Origin of the sequence: Streptomyces sp. NPDC005438, assembly GCF_040606315.1 — a bacterium.
GTDB lineage: Bacteria > Actinomycetota > Actinomycetes > Streptomycetales > Streptomycetaceae > Streptomyces.
This window is the reverse complement of record NZ_JBEXEP010000003.1, coordinates 116,754-133,588: the sequence shown is the minus strand read 5'-3', so window position 1 is coordinate 133,588 and position 16,835 is coordinate 116,754. Positions and strand designations below refer to the sequence as shown.

The window sequence follows — 16,835 nt, the reverse complement described above, 5'->3', positions numbered from 1 at the left end:
GCTGCGGCCACTCATCGTCCGACCCTCCCGAAAAGCGGTTCACCCATGCCCCCAGCCCGTACGACCAGCCCGGGGCGCTTACGTACAGCGACAATCCTGTGACGCGTACAGCGCATTGGCTATGCGCCTCGGGTAGCCCTCAGGTGAGCCCCGAGCAGTCCACAATGGGCAGTATGGGCAACGTAGTTGGAGAGAACCTCAGACGGCTGCGCGTTGAGCACGGCTGGACGCAGGAGCGGGTTGCCCGTGAAGCGTGCAGATCAGCGGGGCTCCCGATCGGGTCGCTCACCAAGCAAGGCGTGTACCGGTACGAGAAGGGCACGCGTACGCCCCGGGATTGGCTGGCTCCGCTGGCCCATGCGCTGGGTGTTTCCATTACGGACATGAGCAAGCCGCCCCAGATGGGGAGTTCATCGCCCACGCCTGCCGCGCTGCCGGCGCTGCACAGAGCCGCGCCGGACGAGTTGGCCCCCACCATCCGGGAGCTGAATCAAAGACTCATCGCACTCGACAATGAGTTGTACGGCCTTCCGATCGCGGAGACCGCCGCCCGGGCCTTCAAGACCGTGTACCGGCGCTTGGGCAAACACGACTTCGGGGCAGAACACGAGCGGGACGTTCAAGCCGCCGCCGCTGAACTGGCCGAGATCGCCGGGTGGGCCCTTTTCAACGAGGGACGGTCACGTGACAGCCGACGCTTCTCCCAAGAGGCCCTGTATCTGGCCCAGTTGGCGGGAGACAGGGGCATTGAGTTGCTCACGCTGCAGAACCTGGCCCTGGTCGCCGGGTGGACTGGCCGCCCACGGGAAGAACTGTCGATCGCACAGGCCGTGATCGACCGGGGCAACCTGAACCCCCGGGTGGAAGCGATGTTCCGCGCCCGGGAAGGTCAGGGCCTCCAGCAGGCGGGGGACTCACGCTCTCGTCAGTCGTTCGCCCGCGCCCGGTCGCTGGTGCAGGAGTGCGAGCCGACCGACGCCCCCGAGTGGGCTTGGTGGGTATCGGAACGGGAGATCGACCGGCAGCAAGGACGGGTTCTCAGCACGGTCGGAAAGTGGGACGAAGCGATTCCCGTGCTGCAACGCGCAGCCGACGAGCAGAACGGCGCGCACGTCGGGTACGAACTGGCCGCGTCCGTATGGCTGTTGGACTGCTTCCTGTCCGTGAAGGCCTGGCCGGACGCTCGGCATACCGCAGAAACCCTGGTCCCGGCCGTCAGCGAAATGTCATCTCGGGCGTCCTTGACGAATCTTGAGCGCGTGATCTCCCGGCGTCTGGAAACGGGAGAAGTTCCCGCCGACGTGCACGACCTGTTGCGGCAGCTCAGGGACGGCATCGAAGAAGACCCGTACGAATTCTGAGATGCGCGAAAGGCCTCCCGTATCCGCCCGGAAAGGGAGAGCTTCGCCGCGCCCACACCCCGTACGTCCCCACCCGCCCCGCCATCCAGGAGTTCCGACTCCCGATGGCGGGGTTTGTACCGCTCCCCCGCCGAGCACCCACCTCACGCAACAGCCGCACCAGAACGAGGAGTGCCATGAACCGGAACCAAAGCCCCGCCAAAGCCCGTTGGCGTAAGTCGTCCTACAGCGACAGCAACGCCGGTGAGTGTGTCGAGGTCGCTGACGGGTACCTGGATGTTCCGGTGCGGGACTCGAAGATGGCCGACGGTCCCGCTGTGGTGTTCCCCCCGGCTGCCTGGTCGGCCTTTGTCACCGACCTGAAGCACTGAGCCCCCACCCGTACCCCAACGTGCCCCGCCATCCAGGGAGTTGCGACCCCCGATGGCGGGGTTTGTGTTGTGTCCGTACTGAGCACCCACCTCACACAACAACCGCACCAGAACGAGGAGTGCCATGAACCGGAACCAGAGCCCCGCCAAAGCCCGTTGGCGTAAGTCCAGCTACAGCCAGCCCAACGGTGGCGAGTGCGTCGAGGTCGCTACCAACCTCGCCAGCACCCAGGGCGTCGTCCCTGTCCGCGACAGCAAGGACGTGACGATCCCGGGTCTGACCGCCTCCGTGAACTCGTGGCGGGCATTTGTCGCTCAGCTCAAGGACTGACGAGGCCGACCAACGGTGAAGCGCCCTCCCACGGGGAGGAGACCTCTCCTGTCATGGGGGGCAGGCGCTCAAACGAGCGGTAAACGGATACGCCACACAGGACAGCTGGCCCCAAGGGACCGATGCCCGGGGGACTGCGCCTCCCGCTCGGGTACCCGCCGTGGGTGGGCCCGAGGGACCGCTCAACCGCGCACCTGTACCGCGCCGGAGAGCCGGTCGTGCAGTCCCCGGTTGTCCCGGTCCCACACCAGCGCCGGGATGGCCAGGCCCAGCAGCGCCGTACGGACGGCCACCCGCCACAACGGCAACCGGCCCCCCTCCACGGCGACCACCCGCAGGCCCAGCAGCCGCTTCCCGGGAGTGCAGCCCACCGTCCCGACGGTGAGGACGCTCATCACCAGGAACACCAGCAGCGCCCAGTTCGAGGTGGAGCTGAACTGGCGGCCGGCGAGCAGCCCGTAGGCGATCAGCACCGACAACCCCCAGTCCAGGAAGATCGCCCCGAAGCGCCGGCCCAGCGGGGCCACCGACCCCGGCCCCTCCTTGGGCAGGCCCAGCCGCTCCCCCGGGTAACCGAAGTCCGCGCCCATGTCCTCGGCCGCGGCGCGGGGCCCCGACAGCCACGATCCCAGTGCGTCCCTGTTGCTCACCCGTCCACGGTAGCGCCCGGGAGGCCTCCGGCGGACAGCGGGATCGGGCCGCCCCGGGGCCCGGATGTACCGCGCGCAGCAGGTGGGAGGCGGTTAACATCGGCGAAACAGTTGGGTGATGCTTGAGAAATCCCCCCTGCCTATGGTCGGCCCCAGCGCGCCACCGCACTGGTCTGCGCTTCGAGCAGCAATCCCCGTCCTCTCCCGCGGCGGGTCTAGGAGGAATGGATGTTCCAGAACGCCGACGAGGCCAAGCAGTACATCGCCGAGAACGACGTCCAGTTCGTCGACGTACGGTTCTGCGACCTGCCGGGGGTGATGCAGCACTTCACCGTTCCCGCGGAGTCCTTCGACCCGGACGAGAACCTCATGTTCGACGGCTCCTCCATCCGCGGTTTCCAGGCCATCCACGAGTCCGACATGGCGCTCGTCCCCGACCTGACCACCGCCCGCCGGGACCCGTTCCGCAAGGACAACACCCTCAACATCAACTTCTTCATCCACGACCCGATCACCGGCGAGCAGTACAGCCGTGACCCCCGGAACGTGGCCAAGAAGGCCGAGGCGTACCTCGCCTCCTCCGGCATCGCCGACACCGCGTTCTTCGGTCCCGAGGCCGAGTTCTACGTCTTCGACGACGTGCGCTTCGAGACCAAGTCCAACGCCGGCTACTACTACATCGACTCCGAGGCCGGCGCCTGGAACACCGGCGCCATCGAGGACGGCGGCAACCGCGGCTACAAGGTCCGCTACAAGGGCGGCTACTTCCCCGCCCCGCCGGTCGACCACTTCGCCGACCTCCGCGCTGAGATCTCCCTGGAGCTGGCCAAGGCCGGCCTCCAGGTCGAGCGCCAGCACCACGAGGTGGGCACCGCCGGGCAGGCCGAGATCAACTACAAGTTCAACACCCTGCTCGCCGCCGCCGACGACCTGATGCTCTTCAAGTACATCGTGAAGAACACCGCCTGGCGCAACGGCAAGACCGCCACCTTCATGCCCAAGCCGATCTTCGGCGACAACGGCTCCGGGATGCACGTCCACCAGTCGCTGTGGGCCGACAAGAGTCCCCTGTTCTACGACGAGCAGGGCTACGCCGGCCTCTCGGACACCGCCCGCTACTACATCGGCGGCATCCTCCGGCACGCCCCCTCGCTGCTGGCCTTCACCAACCCGACGGTGAACTCCTACCACCGCCTGGTCCCCGGCTTCGAGGCCCCGGTCAACCTGGTCTACAGCCAGCGCAACCGCTCCGCCGCCATCCGCATCCCGATCACCGGTGCGAACCCCAAGGCCAAGCGCATCGAGTTCCGCGCCCCGGACCCCTCCTCCAACCCGTACCTGGCCTTCTCCGCCCTGCTGCTGGCCGGCCTGGACGGCATCCGTAACAAGATCGAGCCGGCCGAGCCCGTCGACAAGGACCTCTACGAGCTGGCCCCCGAGGAGCACGCCGGCGTCCCTCAGGTCCCGACCTCCCTCCCGGCCGTCCTGGACGCCCTGGAGGACGACAACGAGTACCTCCAGGCCGGCGGTGTCTTCACCTCCGACCTCATCGAGACCTGGATCGACTACAAGCGCACCAACGAGATCGCCCCGATCCAACTCCGCCCCCACCCCCACGAGTTCGAGCTGTACTTCGACATCTAAAACGCGATTCCGTACGAAGGTCGCTGCCCTGCTTCATGGCAGCGACCTTCGGCGTGATCGGGCTACTGCTCGACAAGCGGTTCGGGGATCCGCCAGACGATCGTGAATCGGTCCGAGCCCGGAGGTCCAACCGGGTGTACCGGGCTGATCTGTTGGATCAGGTAGCCGAAAACCATGTGCTGAGCCTCTTCTGAGACCTCGTCCCAGGTGTCAGGGGTCACGATCATCACCTCGCGCATCAGGCTCGGATCGGACTCGTTCTCCAGCATCTCGGCCCTGTCGTCCCGGTCCATTGTCGTGTCGGTACGCATCGCGCGGATCGACTCCGCGAGGAGGTTCGGCTCACGGTTCAGGCGCCGGAGGATTTCCTGGCAGCCGTACTGGAAGGCCGCGTGCGCCTCCAACGCCTCCCGGTCGGGGTTGCGGTAGCCATACGGTGAGCCCTCGTTCGCCCCGACGTAGTCGCCCTTCAGCAGGTGCAGCAGAACCCGTAGTGCGTGTTCGACTCCCTGCTCCTCGATGAGCCGCAGCATCCCGTGAACCCAGTCATCCTCCGAGATCAGTGGTTCGTGCGGTGCGGCCAGCGAGGGGTGGATTTCGATGGCGCTGAAGGGGTTGATCAGCATTCCCATGACCAGTTCCGGAGTCCACTGGCCATCCTCACCTCCCCAGCCTCCGTTGAGCAGTTCCTGGAACGACTTCAGGGCTCCGGACTCCCCTTCACCGATCGCCCGCCACAGCGGCAGGAACCTGGCTGTCTCCGACTTCTCGTCGCGGGGTGGTCCGCACTGGCCCGCCAGCACCAGGACGATGTCGTGGACGGTCTCCCAACGCGGCACGCGTAACCCGTTGATCGCGGAGCGAACGGTCTCATGACTCGCAGCTGATAAGCGCTCCTCCCGGCGACCGATGAGTTCGCTCACCTTCCGGAAGCTCAACCGGCCTGTGGCTCGGTGCAGTTCCTGCAGGGCTTCAATCAGTTCCTTGTGAGGACCAGAAGGTTGAGGAACGGTGGCGGAAGCGGACAACGGGATTCCTCCGGCTCGAGTGTCAAGTTCCGCTCATACAGTAGAAGTCGCAGGCCAGGGCCAAGACAGGATTCGTCAATTTGCCTGGCCCGCCCGCCAAACTGTGACTCGCGGTCGTCCGGCGAAGTGAGCATGGAGACAGCGCCAACAGAGCGCCTTCGCCCAAGGAGCCGTCGAACATGCACATCCCTTCCTACGCTCATGACACGATCCGTGCCGCCGTGCTACCCGGCGTGCCCACGTCCCGACAAGCGGGCGGCCTGGAGTGCCGCCTGTGCGGGAGGCCCTTCGGAGAGGACCTCGCCGCCATACCCCTCGGGCCGACGCCGACATCCGGCCTGTTCGGATGCCGTCCCTGCCTGACCCGGTTGGTCACCCGAGCACGGAGAAACCGGGATGCCGCGCTGGCGCAGGACGCCGAGCGGGCCCGCGCCGAGTCTGCGACCTGGTTGCCGATGCGTGAACGCCATCTCGCCCGGCTGAACCGCGTACGCGAAGCCGCTGAGGCCGCGGCGGAGGTGGCCGGAGACGAGAACATCGAGGCTCTCCGCATCGCCTGGCTGCTCATCTCACTGGAGTCGGCGTACGCATGGATTCCGGAAACACCTGAGCCACCCGCTTCCGCGGGCCCTGCGGACACGGAGCTGAAGGACGAGGCATTCCGGCTCGACCTGGCCATGATTACCGCGCGGGAGACGGTGGCGGAACGACTCGCCTACCACCTGATCAATGAGGCACAGTCCGAGGACCCCGAGATGTGCGGGGAGTTTGAGTGTGCCGACGATTGTTCAGGCCGCCATGATTCCTCGCACATCGACTGCGGCCCTGACGCTGTCTTCGACGATCTGGCGGAGCACGGAGTCACCGTGGAGCCACCGGAACCCGAACCTCTGTCACCGCGTCTTGCCGCTCTCTTTGGGAAGGACACGGCTAAGGAGAAGACCCCACCGCTCCCAGGCATCGAGGAGCACGTGCCGGCGGTCCTTGCGCACTTCGGTATCACCGCGGACGACACGGATGCCCTGGTGAGCGCGGCGGCTGTCGGCCTGGTCGCCGACGCCTGGCGTGAAGGGCCGCTGGACCAGATCCGGGAAGCTGCTGACGGGCCGAGCGACGGGGAGATTTTCGCGCAAAGCGTCGATCTGTATCGCAGGGCCCATACCGCTCTCATGGCCGCGCAAGACGACGGGCCCGAGTCGTTGCTCGCGTTCGTGGCGGTCGCCTCGGATATGGACCTTCCCTGGGCCGGAGATTCGCGCTTCACACTGCGGATGGCACCACCTGAGTTCGTGGAGGAGTTGGTCCGACAGGTTGACGACCGGACTTGGTTCACCGCGGAGATGATGCGTGAGCAAGGCTGGCACGCCGCGCTCCTGCACAGAGCGGCTTCGGCCACGTTCAAGGCGCTCCACCACTTCGGTATGCCAGGCTGGCCCGGTGCCGTCGCCACGGCGATGGAGCGAATTGCCGTGCGGGACCGTTCGGGAGCACCTGAGCCGCTCACGAACCTCGAGGCGGTGAAGGCCGCTTTGCTCGAGGCACCCGACCGGCTGGGGGCGGACGCCCTCGACTGGATCTCTCGCCAGGCCCTGTTCGGGTAGCCGGCCCCATGAGTTGGGACAAGCTCAGCCTCATCATCCTTGCCGCTTTTGGTTGCCTCACGCTCGTACTGGCACAAATAGGCGAGGTGCTGTCGAAGCTTCCGAAAATCATCCGCGCTTGGCGGCAAGTCCGCTACGAGCTGCACAACCCGACGGGTCATGAATCCCGGGAGACTGCACAGGAGCATGATCAAGATGTCGGATGCGGTCCCGCAGCGGCACGTTCCGTCAGTACGCCCTGCAGGTGTGAAACTCACGGAGAGCTGTCCGCACAGAGTACCGATGAGTGAACGCCGGATACCCCTCGAAGCGCATATCCAGCGTGAAGCGTCCGGCGAAGGATGTTCACTGCATCTCACCAGTGCACCGGTTGTGCACAGAACAATTCTGAGAGGAGCATTGTTACAGGTCAGAGCAATGCTGGCCTGTACTTCGACATCTAAGAACGTCGCAGTTCGGAGCAGGTCTCTGGTTCTCCGGGTCGTCTGCGGGCCGTCGGCCGTGTTCCTCCGCTCCCGGAGGAGGCGGCCGACGGCCCGTTCTTCTGTCACCAACGGCCTTCCGAGTACGGTCCTGGTTCCGGGACCGAGTACGGGCACCTCACGGGTACGTGACGTGCGCGTGGCTCCGTCCAGGGGCCAAGACCCCAGGGAGGAGTACCTCAGTGCGGAGCGGAGGATCGGCCCGGAGTCACCGATCAGGCATGGGAGGACGCCCAGACCGTCTGGAACTACCACCTGATGCACCACGAACCGCGTCCCTGCTCGGTCGCGATCGGCCTGGGGAGCCACGACCTGGGCGTGGCGGAGACCACGGCTGACCTCTACCTACGCGGCATGGCCCCGCTCATCGTCTTCACCGGCTCGACGAGCCGTACGACCCGGGACCTCATGCCTCGCGGGGAAGCGGTGCACTACCGGGAACGGGCCCTCGAACTGGGCGTTCCCGCTTCCGCCGTGCTCGTCGAGCCGCACGCGCGCAACACGGGAGAGAACATCCTCTTCAGCCGAGCGCTCCTTGAGGGGAAAGGGGTTCGGGCCTCATCAACGTTGCTGGTCAGCAAGCCCTATGAAGAACGGCGCGCATACGCCACGGCACGCAGACTGTGGCCGGACACCGAGGTCGTGAGCGCGTCCACGCCGATGGCCTTCACGGAGTACGTACGGTCGATCGGAGACCCGCACCTGGTCCTGGACATGCTCGTCGGCACACTCCAGAGGCTGTTGATCTACCCCGAGCGGGGGTTCACCATCACCCAACCCGTGCCCAACGATGTGACGCGTGCCTACGAACGCCTCCGCACCGCGGGCTACACCAGCCGTCTCGCGACAGGGTGACGGACACTGGGGCACGCGGTACCTCCCTCCTCCGAGGAGTACCACTGCCACGAGACGCCTCCCCTCATCGCTGTGACCTGCACCTTTGCACTACCGACGGGTCGCTGCAGAAACGAACCCGCCGCGACGCCCTCCCTGTACGCTGAACAGCGGCTTTACCCTGGCGTCGTCATCAACCCTGGTGGGTTCGCAACGGTGGAGGCCGTCCTCCGTGACGTGGACTCCGGTCGTCGTCATCAACCCTGGTGGGTTCGCAACGCGGCGCCTTGGACGAGCGCGGCCGTGACCTTCGTGTCGTCATCAACCCTGGTGGGTTCGCAACCCGGCCGCGCCCTTGGTCCAGGTGTTGTCCAGGCGGGCCCCCACGCGTACCCCTCCCCCGAGGCGGCGGGGTGGGCCGACTGGCACCGGGACGGGCGAATCACCAGCCGTGGAGGGTGAGGTGGGGGGTGTCGGGGTGGAGGGGTGGGCGCAGGGCCTGGGCGGTGCTGGGGAGGAGAGGGGCGGGCAGGGCGTGGCGGGGGAACCAGTCCAGGTGGTCGTGCTTGTCGGGTTCCCGGTTGTGGGCGTGACCGGTCCAGATGTGGGTGAGGAAGGTCAGGGTGAGGTAGCCGCCGGGGGCGGTGGTGGTGGGTGGGGCGTGGAGGACGTGGACCAGGCGGAGGGACTCGGGAGCGGTCATCAGGCCGGTCTCCTCGGCCAGTTCGCGTTGGGCGGTGGTGGTGACGGGTTCGCCCGACTCGTGCTTACCGCCGGGCAGGTCCCACCATCCGGTGCCGAAGCTGGCGCGGGGTCCTCGGCGGAGCAGCAACAGCCGGTCGCTGTCGGGGTCGTGGGCGATCACGGTGGCGACCAGCAGGGTGTGGCCGGGTGGTACGGACATCGGTGGTGCTCCCCTGCTGGTGCGGGCTGGTCGGGGTGGTGCGGGGTGGTTGTCGGGCCAGTGTGGGCCCCGCCGTTCGGACCGGCTGGAGTCCACGACCGGGAGGGTGCCGGTGGCTGTCGGGTCGACGCGGGCCCCGCTCTTCGACCAACCGGAGCCCCGGGGCCGGGACATGGTGCCGAGTGGCCGTCGGGTCAGCGCAGGTGGCCGTCGGCGCGCAGGTCGTCGAACAGGAGTTGGTCCACCGGGGGTACCCGGTCGCGGTCACGGTAGGTGAGCCAGTCGAGTTCGGCGATCTCCTGGCTGGGCCGTGGGGTGCCGTGGTGGTGGGCGCGGTAGCAGCTCATCCGTACCGGGGTGCTGTCCTGACCGCTCACGGGCGCCTGGTAGGTGGCGAGATGGCGGAGGGTGGTCGGGTCGAGGGTGAGGGTGAGTTCCTCGTGGATCTCCCGGAGCAGGGTTTCCCGGTCGGTCTCGGCGCCCTCGCGCTTGCCGCCAGGGACGAAGAACTCCCGCCGTCCTGTGGGGCGTACGCAGAGCACGGCGCCGTTCTCGGTCAGCACCCAGGCCACGGTGTCGATGAGCACCCTCGTTCCTTTCCGCCCGCGGCAACGGTTCGGCGTTCCCCGGGTCACGGCTGGCCGTAGCATACCCCCAGTGGGTATGGTGCGGCCCATGTACGTCCGCCCTCACCTTCCGGCCTGGCTGCTGTGGCCCGTGCTGGTCGGGCTGTGGGCGATGCACGGACTGGGGTCCGTCGCCCCGGTGGACGGCCCGGAGGTACGGACCCTCACGGCCTCCCATTCCGGGGAGGCCTCCCCTCACCGGGCGGCCCCCGAGCACCGGTTGCCGCACGGTACGCCGGCCGCCCCGCACCACGGTCACGCGCACCAGCCGTCCGGTGACCCGGGCGTACCGAAGGCCCGGCACGCTCACCCGCCCGAGGGCCACCCGAGCGGTTCCCCGGGGCACCGGGACCACCTGCGGCACGCCGACCCGGACTGCGCGGCGGCCACCCTGGAGTCCGCTCCCCCACTGCCGGCCCTGGCGCCGGCCCGTACCGCGCCGCTCGCGGACCGTCCGGGGGCCGGCCCCAAGGTGGCGGTGGCGGACCGGGGGCGTTCGCCGCCCAGCCTCAGCGCACTGCAACTCCTGCGCATATAGGCGGAATCACGGTGTCGGGCGAACCCGATCGCCGACTGTCCCGTCCCATTCCCATCACCCGTACACAAGGGAGTTGCCTCACCATGTCCGTACGACGTTCCATCCCCCGAGCCCTGGCCGCCACCGTCGCCGCCCTCACCCTGCTGTCCGCCTGCGGCGGCGGGGACGACGGTGACGGCGACCACTCCTCCGGCCACTCGGACCACTCCTCCTCGGCCAGTCCCTCGGACTCCGGGAAGGGGCACAACAACCAGGACGTCGCCTTCTCCCAGGGCATGATCCCGCACCACCGGCAGGCGGTGGAGATGTCCGAACTGGCTCCGTCGAGGGACGCCTCCCCCGAGGTCGCCAAGCTGGCCGGGGAGATCAAGAAGGCCCAGGCGCCCGAGATCACCACGATGTCGGGCTGGTTGAAGGGCTGGGGTCGCCCGGTGCCCAAGGAGGACGACAGCGCGCACACCGGTCACGGTATGCCGGGGATGGTCACCGCGAAGCAGATGGCCGAGCTGCGGAAGGCCAAGGGCGCGGCCTTCGACCGTACGTTCCTGAAGCTGATGGTCGAGCACCACAAGGGCGCGGTGGTCATGTCGCGTGCCGAGGAGTCGGCGGGGAAGCACGGCCCGTCCAAGAAGCTGGCCGGGGAGATCGTGACCGCCCAGCGGAAGGAGATCAAGACCATGAACTCCCTGCTGGACAAGGGCTGATGACATCCCGTTGGCCACGGTGAGATGAGGCGGTCGGGCGCCCCCACTCCAGGACGCCCGACCGCCGGTTCACGGGGCGGGTCCGTTCAGACCGCGCCGTAGAGCACGGCGGAGTTCTGTCCGCCGAAGCCGAAGTTCTGCTTGAGGGCGGTGGTGATCCGCAGGGGCCGGCCCTCCAGGGGGGTGTAGTCGAGGTCGCACTCCGGGTCGGGGTGGTCGAGGTTCGCGGTCGGCGGTACGAACGAGTGCCGCATCGACATCAGCAGGCCCACGCTCTCGATCGCCCCGCAGGCCCCGCAGGAATGGCCGAGCACCGACTTGGGCGCGGTGAGGGGGACGCTGTCGGCCGCCTCGCCCAGGGCCCGTCGGACGGCCACCGTCTCGGCCACGTCGTTGAGTCGGGTACCGGTGCCGTGGGCACTGACGTGGTCGATCTCCTCCGGGCGGACACCCGCGTCCGCGCAGGCGTCGGTGATGGCGCGGGCGGCCTGGGAACCGTCCGGTAGCGGGGTCACCAGGTGGCTGGCGTCGCAGGTGGAGGCCGAGCCCAGGACCTCGGCGTAGGGCTGGGCCCGCCGGGCCAGGGCCGCGCGCTCGGACTCCAGCACCAGAGCGGCGGCGCCCTCGGCGGGGACCATCCCGTCCCGGTCCCGGTCGAAGGGGCGGGAGGCCCGGCCGGCCTCGTCGGCCGGACGCCGGCTGAGGGTGTCGAGTTGGACGAAGGAGGCCACCGACGGCAGGTCGAGCCAGCTCTCCACCCCACCGACGACCACGGTGTCGGCGTACCCGTCCCGGATGGCGCGGTGGCCGGCGCCGATGGCGTCGGTGGCGGAGGCGCAGGCGGTGGAGAGGGTGTGGACCGGGCCGGTGACCCCGAGTTCCTGGGCGGCGACCCCGGCGGCCATGTTGGGCAGCAGCCGCAGCAGGGCGAGCCGGTTGGTCCTGCGCCAGCCCCGGGCACGGAGGGTGGTGACGACCTCGCTGGCCTCCTGGAGGCCGCCTCCGCCGGTGCCCACGTACAAGGCCTCGGGGGGCGCGGTCAGTCGGGCGTCGGCGCGGGCCCTGATCACGGCGGCCAGCAGGAGTTGCTGGAAGCGCGAGGTACGGCGGGCCCGTTGGGGGCTGAGGTAGTCGAGGGGGTCGAAGTCCCGGACCGGGGCGCCCACCTCACAGGGCAGCGGTTCCTCCAGCCGGAGCGGAACGGTGCCGGGGGTACCGGTGGCGAGGGCCTTCCACAGCTGTTCGGGACTGTCGCCGACACAGCTGAGGACACCGAGTCCGGTGACGTAGACCCGCTGTCGGGTGGGTGGGCGCCGGGGCATCGGTCACCGGGCCTTGGCGAGGGCGTCCAGCACGTCCCCGACCGTCCGCAGGTCGACCACCCGGACGCCGGTGTCGGAGAGTTCGACCTGGAAGTGGTCCTCCAGGGCGGACAGCAGTTCCAGGGCCTCCATGGAGTCCAACTCCAGGGCGGGGGCGCCGCTTTCGGCGGGGTCCCGGGGGTTCTCGGGGTCCTCGGGGTCGTGGAAGAACAGCCCGGTGTGCGGGGTGACGGGTTCGGGCCGGTCCCTGAGGTCGGGGCGGATCTGGGTGATGACCTCGACGACCTCGGCGAGGGTGTCGGGGCGGGCGGGTGCGGTCACGTCGGGTGCGCTCCTCGGGATGGCGGGTTGGCGGGTTGGCGGAGTGGTCGGGTGATGACGGTGGGCGGGTCGGGGCTCAGGGGCGTACGGCGGTCAGGTAGGCGCAGCGCCGGGTGATGGTCACCGCCTCCCCGGCACCGTCCAGTGCCTGGGTGAGCAGTCGGGCGGCCTGGTCGCGGGGGACGCCGGGCAGGGCGGCGGAGGCGAACATCGGGGTGGCGCAGAGGGCGGCCAGGAAGGTCCGGCCCAGGGTGAACGGCACCTCCTGGCAGGTGACCGGCTCGAACCCGGCTTCGAGCAGTGCGGCGCGGTAGTCCTCCGGGGTGCGGCGCAGGGAGTCGGGGCGTCCGGCGGGGCGCCGCTGTGGGGTGAGGCCCTCGGCGCGGGCGGCCTTGCGGGCGGTGGCGATGAGGTCTGCGTAGAAGGAGAGGTCGCCCGGGGATTCGGCGCCGGAGTAGAAGGCGGAACTGATCAGGAGACGGCCGCCGGGGCGAATGACGGTCCGTAGCGCGGCGAATGCCTCGGGCAACTCCGGTACCAGGTGGACGCAGTTGGCGAGTACCGCCAATTCCTGTGAGGCGGGTGGCAGCAGGGCGCTCACCGAGGCGGCGTCGCCCTCGTGGAAGACGGCCCGGGAGCCCAGCCGGGCCCGTGCCGCCTCCACCAGGACCCCGGTGGGGTCGACGCCGGTCACCTCGGCGCCGGGCAGGGCGTTGACCAGCAGTTCGGTGACCGCTCCGTCGCCGCAGCCGACGTCCACCAGGTGGTCGACGTCCCGGGGTACCAGCTCGATGAGCCGGTGGTTCATCGCCTCGTATTCCGGGTTGCGGCGCAGCTTCGCGTACTCCGGTGAGTCGATCCCCTCGGAGTTCAGGTTCCGCTCGGATTTCCCGGGTTTTTCCACGACACTCACAGCTGTTTTCCCTCGGCTTTCCTCGGCATTGTCCGCGCACATCCCCCGGAGCGATAGACCGCGAAAAAGATGGGCGGGGCAAACACTTCGAGGTGTACGAGACCGCACGCTTCACCAATCCGGGACACCTCGGGGCGCCGGACGTTAGCAAGCACGGAGGAGAACTGACAAGTAGCCAGGGAGTAACCACAACAGCGCCGCAGAACGGGGCAATTGACACAAAGAAACCGGCAAAGCGACAGAGGAAGAGACCTGTGTACGCGGGCAATCCGTTACCCGTGAGTTTTTCTACGACCGCCGGAAAACAGGCATCGGTTTTTTCTAAGGCCAATCGCAAATCACCTCCCGAGAATCGTTGACCCCACGGATTCGACGCCCCTAGGTTCCACGGATACACCGACGTATCGAGCGGTTTCCGCCACACGAAGGAGCAGCCCAGGTAATGGAATTCACCGAGCTGCGGGGCTGCCCCGTACCGGCGGGCCGGCTCACCTGGTGGCGGCCCACCGTGGCCCGCCACCGGTCCTGGCAGGCCGACTCCCGGGGAGCGGCCCAGAACCCCCGCGAGCATCTGCGGGCGGTGGTCGAACGGGGCGGAACGGCTGGTCACCCCACCTGGCTGGGCTCCGGCTTCCGGCTCTCCCACCAGGACCGGGCCGGACTCTCCCGGGCGCTCAGCCGCTGGCACGACCACCACGAGGCGCTGCGCAGCCACCTGGCGCCGGACTCCACCAGCCCGCCCCGGTGGACGCTGCCTCCGGGCGGGGTGACCGTACGGCCGGAGCTGGTGGGGGACCTCACGGACGGCCGGGAGGTCCGGCACCACATCGAACGGTTCTTCAACTCGGCCACCGATCCCCGCAGTTGGCCGCACACGGTGTTCGCGACCGTGGAGGACGCCACCGGCGTCCAGCTGTACTTCGCCGGTGACCACGGCATCCTGGACTGCTACTCGATGGCCCAGGCCGCCCACGAGATCCGCACCCTGGCCCGGGGCGGCGAGCTGGCCCGGCCGGCCGGCAGTTTCCTGGACTTCGCCCCGGTGGAACGGGACCAGTCCACCAGGGGCACCCTGCGGCAGAAGGCCGGGGACGCCTGGCGGGCGTTCCTCGACGACCGTCAGGGCGGCTGCCCGCGCTACCCCGGCTCGCCCGGTACGGGGGGCCGGCGAGTGGAACAGACCAGTGGTCACCGCCAGTTGCTGGACGCGGAGACGGCCGAACGGCTCTCGGTCGGTGGGCGCCTCCTGGGCGGCAGCACCTTCAGCACGGTGCTGGCCTGTGTGGGGCTGGCCACCGCCCGTACCACCGGAGTGGCCGAGGTGCCCCTGGTGACCCTGCTGCACACCCGGGACGAACGCTGGCGGGGCACCCTCGGCTGGTTCGCCGGGCTGGCCCCGTTGCGCGCCCGGGTGGACCCGGGCACCGAACTGCCCCAGCTGGTACCGGAGATGGACCTGCGGCTGCGGGCGCTCGCCCCGCTCGCCCAGGTGCCGCTGCCGACGGTGGACCGGCTGCTGGGCACCCCGGTGGAACCCCGCTTCGCGGTCTCCTACGTCGACCTGCGCCGGCTGCCCGGCTCGCGGAGGTGGGCCGACTGGGACAACCGCCTGCTGCGCAGCCGGATCTGGGCCGGCGACGAGTTCTACCTGTGGTTCACCCGCGACCACCAGGGGCTGTCGGTCTCCTACCGGCACCCGGGCACCAGGGCCTGGCGCCCGGTGGTCCGCTGTCTTCTCGACTCGCTGTGCCACCAGTTGGGCACGGCGGCCCGTCACGCCGAAAGGGAGCTGGTCCGATGAGGATGGTCCAGATCGACGAGCACCACCCCGAGCCCGGCACCCTGGTCGAGTTCCGGGTCACCGCCCGTTTCGCCGCCCGGGAGCACGCGGTGCCGCCCTCGGTGTTCCAGCGCAGCCACTGGGCGCTGGCCGACCTCAACCGGGCCGCCGGGGTGCGGCAGTCGCCCTGGGTGGCCCTCGCCTTCGACCTGCCCGGACGGGTGGACACCGAGGCACTGGCCGCCGCCTGGCAGGACGTGGTCTTCCGGCACGAGGCGCTGCGCGGCTGGTACGAGCCCGCCCCCGGGCTGGACGGTCACCGGGGGTGGATGCACACCCCGGACGCGATCCGGGTGTCGGCCGAGCCCCGGGGCGGGTTCACCGACCCGGCGGACCTGCGGGAGCGGCTGCACACCGCCTTCCGGGAGGAGACCGACCCGTACCGCTGGCCCGGTCTGTGGGCGGCGGTGGTGGTACGGGACTCGGTCAGCACCTGCTACTTCGCCATCGACCACGGCTACTCCGACGGCCACTCCCTGGCCGTACTGTTCGAGGAGCTGACGGCGCTGTACCGGCAGCACCTGGGCGGTCCGGGCGCCCGGCCGCGCGCCACCCACGGGATGCTGCGGGCCAACCAGGACGAGGCCCGGCGGCTGGCGGAGCTGTCGCCCGCCTCGCTGAGGGACCCGCTGTGGGCGCCGTGGCGGGACTTCTTCCGTGGCGGTGAGTCGCTGCCCGGCTTCCCCGCCGACCTGGGCAACCCCGAGGGCCGACTGCTGCCCGGGGTGCGGCGGGAGTACGAACTCCTGGACGGGCCGGGGGCGTTGGAGTTCCGGGACTACTGCCGGGCCCACGGCGGGGGTTTCGCCGCCGGACTGTTCGCGGCGCTGGCCCTGGAGCAGCGGGCGGTGACCGGACAGAGCCTGTACCGGGTGCTGACCTCGGTGTCGACCCGTACCGGACCGCGTTGGCTGGCCACCCAGGGCTGGCTGATCAACCTGGTGCCGGTGGTGTTCGACGTGTCCCGCTGCGTCGGACTGGGCGAGGCGGTGCCGCTGGCGCAACGTGCCTTCCAGCGGGCCCGGCGGCTGCTGGACTATCCGGTGCACCGGGCCGTGGAACTGCTGGCCGAGGAGGGGGCGGTGGCGGAGGGCCAGATGAGGATCCCGCCGATGGTCTCCTACCTGGACGGCCGCTCCACGCCGGGGTCCGAGGAGTACGCCTCGTCCCGGGTCACCCTGTTCACCGGGCCGGACAACGCCAGTGGGGTGTCCCTGTGGGCGAACTGGTTCCGGGACCGGGCGGACGTGGTGGCGAGTATGCCGGACACCCCACGGGCCGCCGACTCGGTGCCGGCCCACCTCCAGGCGGTACGGGAACGGATGCGGTTCGCCCTGGCCGGCCCCCGACCGGTCCGGTGAACGG

General features: G+C 69.3%; 17 protein-coding genes. 10 read left to right on the top strand and 7 right to left on the bottom strand.

Features of this window, described 5'->3' with window-relative positions; all coding sequences use genetic code 11:
* Nucleotides 1–173: 173 nt before the first annotated feature.
* The 3 genes from ABZT14_RS08815 (at nt 174) to ABZT14_RS08805 (ending at nt 2,063) form a co-directional block, all read left to right on the top strand.
* Nucleotides 174–1,361: a helix-turn-helix transcriptional regulator gene (locus tag ABZT14_RS08815; RefSeq protein ID WP_356298781.1), complete on the top strand. Its 1,188-nt coding sequence runs from the start codon at nt 174–176 to the stop codon at nt 1,359–1,361.
* Between the two features lie 176 nt (nt 1,362–1,537).
* Nucleotides 1,538–1,732 carry a DUF397 domain-containing protein gene (locus ABZT14_RS08810; protein ID WP_356298779.1) on the top strand — a complete coding sequence of 65 codons (195 nt, stop codon included), beginning with the start codon at nt 1,538–1,540 and terminating at the stop codon, nt 1,730–1,732.
* Between the two features lie 124 nt (nt 1,733–1,856).
* Nucleotides 1,857–2,063: a DUF397 domain-containing protein gene (locus ABZT14_RS08805; protein WP_356298777.1), complete on the top strand. Its 207-nt coding sequence runs from the start codon at nt 1,857–1,859 to the stop codon at nt 2,061–2,063.
* Nucleotides 2,064–2,245: 182 nt separating this feature from the next.
* Here the strand turns inward: ABZT14_RS08805 and ABZT14_RS08800 are convergent, their stop codons facing one another.
* On the bottom strand, nt 2,246–2,713 hold the full coding sequence (locus ABZT14_RS08800; protein ID WP_356298776.1) for an RDD family protein: 468 nt from the start codon (nt 2,711–2,713) through the stop codon (nt 2,246–2,248).
* Between the two features lie 228 nt (nt 2,714–2,941).
* On the opposite strand from ABZT14_RS08800, the gene glnA reads away from it, so the two are divergent.
* The gene (glnA, locus tag ABZT14_RS08795; RefSeq protein ID WP_356298774.1) at nt 2,942–4,357 is read left to right on the top strand and encodes a type I glutamate--ammonia ligase; all 1,416 of its coding nucleotides are present in this window, start codon (nt 2,942–2,944) and stop codon (nt 4,355–4,357) included.
* Nucleotides 4,358–4,419: 62 nt separating this feature from the next.
* Here glnA and ABZT14_RS08790 read toward each other — a convergent pair whose 3' ends face one another.
* Nucleotides 4,420–5,280 (bottom strand): hypothetical protein, encoded by an 861-nt coding sequence (locus ABZT14_RS08790; RefSeq protein WP_356298772.1) that lies wholly within the window; start codon nt 5,278–5,280, stop codon nt 4,420–4,422.
* A gap of 284 nt (nt 5,281–5,564) precedes the next feature.
* Here ABZT14_RS08790 and ABZT14_RS08785 point away from each other — a divergent pair, with 284 nt between their 5' ends.
* Nucleotides 5,565–6,986 carry a hypothetical protein gene (locus ABZT14_RS08785; protein WP_356298771.1) on the top strand — a complete coding sequence of 474 codons (1,422 nt, stop codon included), beginning with the start codon at nt 5,565–5,567 and terminating at the stop codon, nt 6,984–6,986.
* A gap of 740 nt (nt 6,987–7,726) precedes the next feature.
* Nucleotides 7,727–8,323, top strand: coding sequence for a YdcF family protein (locus ABZT14_RS08780; protein ID WP_356298769.1), 597 nt, complete (start codon nt 7,727–7,729; stop codon nt 8,321–8,323).
* A 421-nt stretch (nt 8,324–8,744) separates the two neighbouring features.
* On the opposite strand, the gene ABZT14_RS08775 is transcribed toward ABZT14_RS08780, so the two are convergent.
* Together ABZT14_RS08775 and ABZT14_RS08770 are read right to left on the bottom strand one after the other, a co-directional pair.
* A complete protein-coding gene (locus ABZT14_RS08775) occupies nt 8,745–9,206 on the bottom strand; it encodes an NUDIX domain-containing protein (protein ID WP_356298767.1) in 462 nt (153 codons plus the stop codon).
* A 194-nt stretch (nt 9,207–9,400) separates the two neighbouring features.
* Entirely contained in the window at nt 9,401–9,793 is a 393-nt protein-coding gene (locus ABZT14_RS08770) for an NUDIX domain-containing protein (protein ID WP_356298765.1), read from the bottom strand.
* Between the two features lie 88 nt (nt 9,794–9,881).
* Between ABZT14_RS08770 and ABZT14_RS08765 the strand changes: the two genes are divergently transcribed.
* On the top strand, nt 9,882–10,370 hold the full coding sequence (locus tag ABZT14_RS08765; protein WP_356298763.1) for a DUF6153 family protein: 489 nt from the start codon (nt 9,882–9,884) through the stop codon (nt 10,368–10,370).
* 83 nt (nt 10,371–10,453) lie between these two features.
* Complete coding sequence (locus ABZT14_RS08760) at nt 10,454–11,074, top strand: DUF305 domain-containing protein (RefSeq protein WP_356298761.1); 621 nt, start codon at nt 10,454–10,456, stop codon at nt 11,072–11,074.
* An 86-nt stretch (nt 11,075–11,160) separates the two neighbouring features.
* On the opposite strand, the gene ABZT14_RS08755 is transcribed toward ABZT14_RS08760, so the two are convergent.
* From ABZT14_RS08755 to ABZT14_RS08745, 3 genes are all read right to left on the bottom strand, one after another.
* Nucleotides 11,161–12,396, bottom strand: coding sequence for a beta-ketoacyl-[acyl-carrier-protein] synthase family protein (locus tag ABZT14_RS08755; RefSeq protein WP_356298759.1), 1,236 nt, complete (start codon nt 12,394–12,396; stop codon nt 11,161–11,163).
* Nucleotides 12,397–12,399: 3 nt separating this feature from the next.
* A complete protein-coding gene (locus tag ABZT14_RS08750; protein ID WP_356298757.1) occupies nt 12,400–12,717 on the bottom strand; it encodes an acyl carrier protein in 318 nt (105 codons plus the stop codon).
* A 76-nt stretch (nt 12,718–12,793) separates the two neighbouring features.
* Complete coding sequence (locus ABZT14_RS08745) at nt 12,794–13,630, bottom strand: class I SAM-dependent methyltransferase (protein ID WP_356298755.1); 837 nt, start codon at nt 13,628–13,630, stop codon at nt 12,794–12,796.
* A 442-nt stretch (nt 13,631–14,072) separates the two neighbouring features.
* On the opposite strand from ABZT14_RS08745, the gene ABZT14_RS08740 reads away from it, so the two are divergent.
* Both ABZT14_RS08740 and ABZT14_RS08735 read left to right on the top strand, forming a co-directional pair.
* A complete protein-coding gene (locus tag ABZT14_RS08740) occupies nt 14,073–15,431 on the top strand; it encodes a hypothetical protein (protein WP_356298752.1) in 1,359 nt (452 codons plus the stop codon).
* Nucleotides 15,428–16,831 (top strand): condensation domain-containing protein, encoded by a 1,404-nt coding sequence (locus ABZT14_RS08735; RefSeq protein WP_356298750.1) that lies wholly within the window; start codon nt 15,428–15,430, stop codon nt 16,829–16,831. Before ABZT14_RS08740 ends, ABZT14_RS08735 begins: the two co-directional genes overlap by 4 nt.
* Nucleotides 16,832–16,835 lie beyond the last annotated feature (4 nt).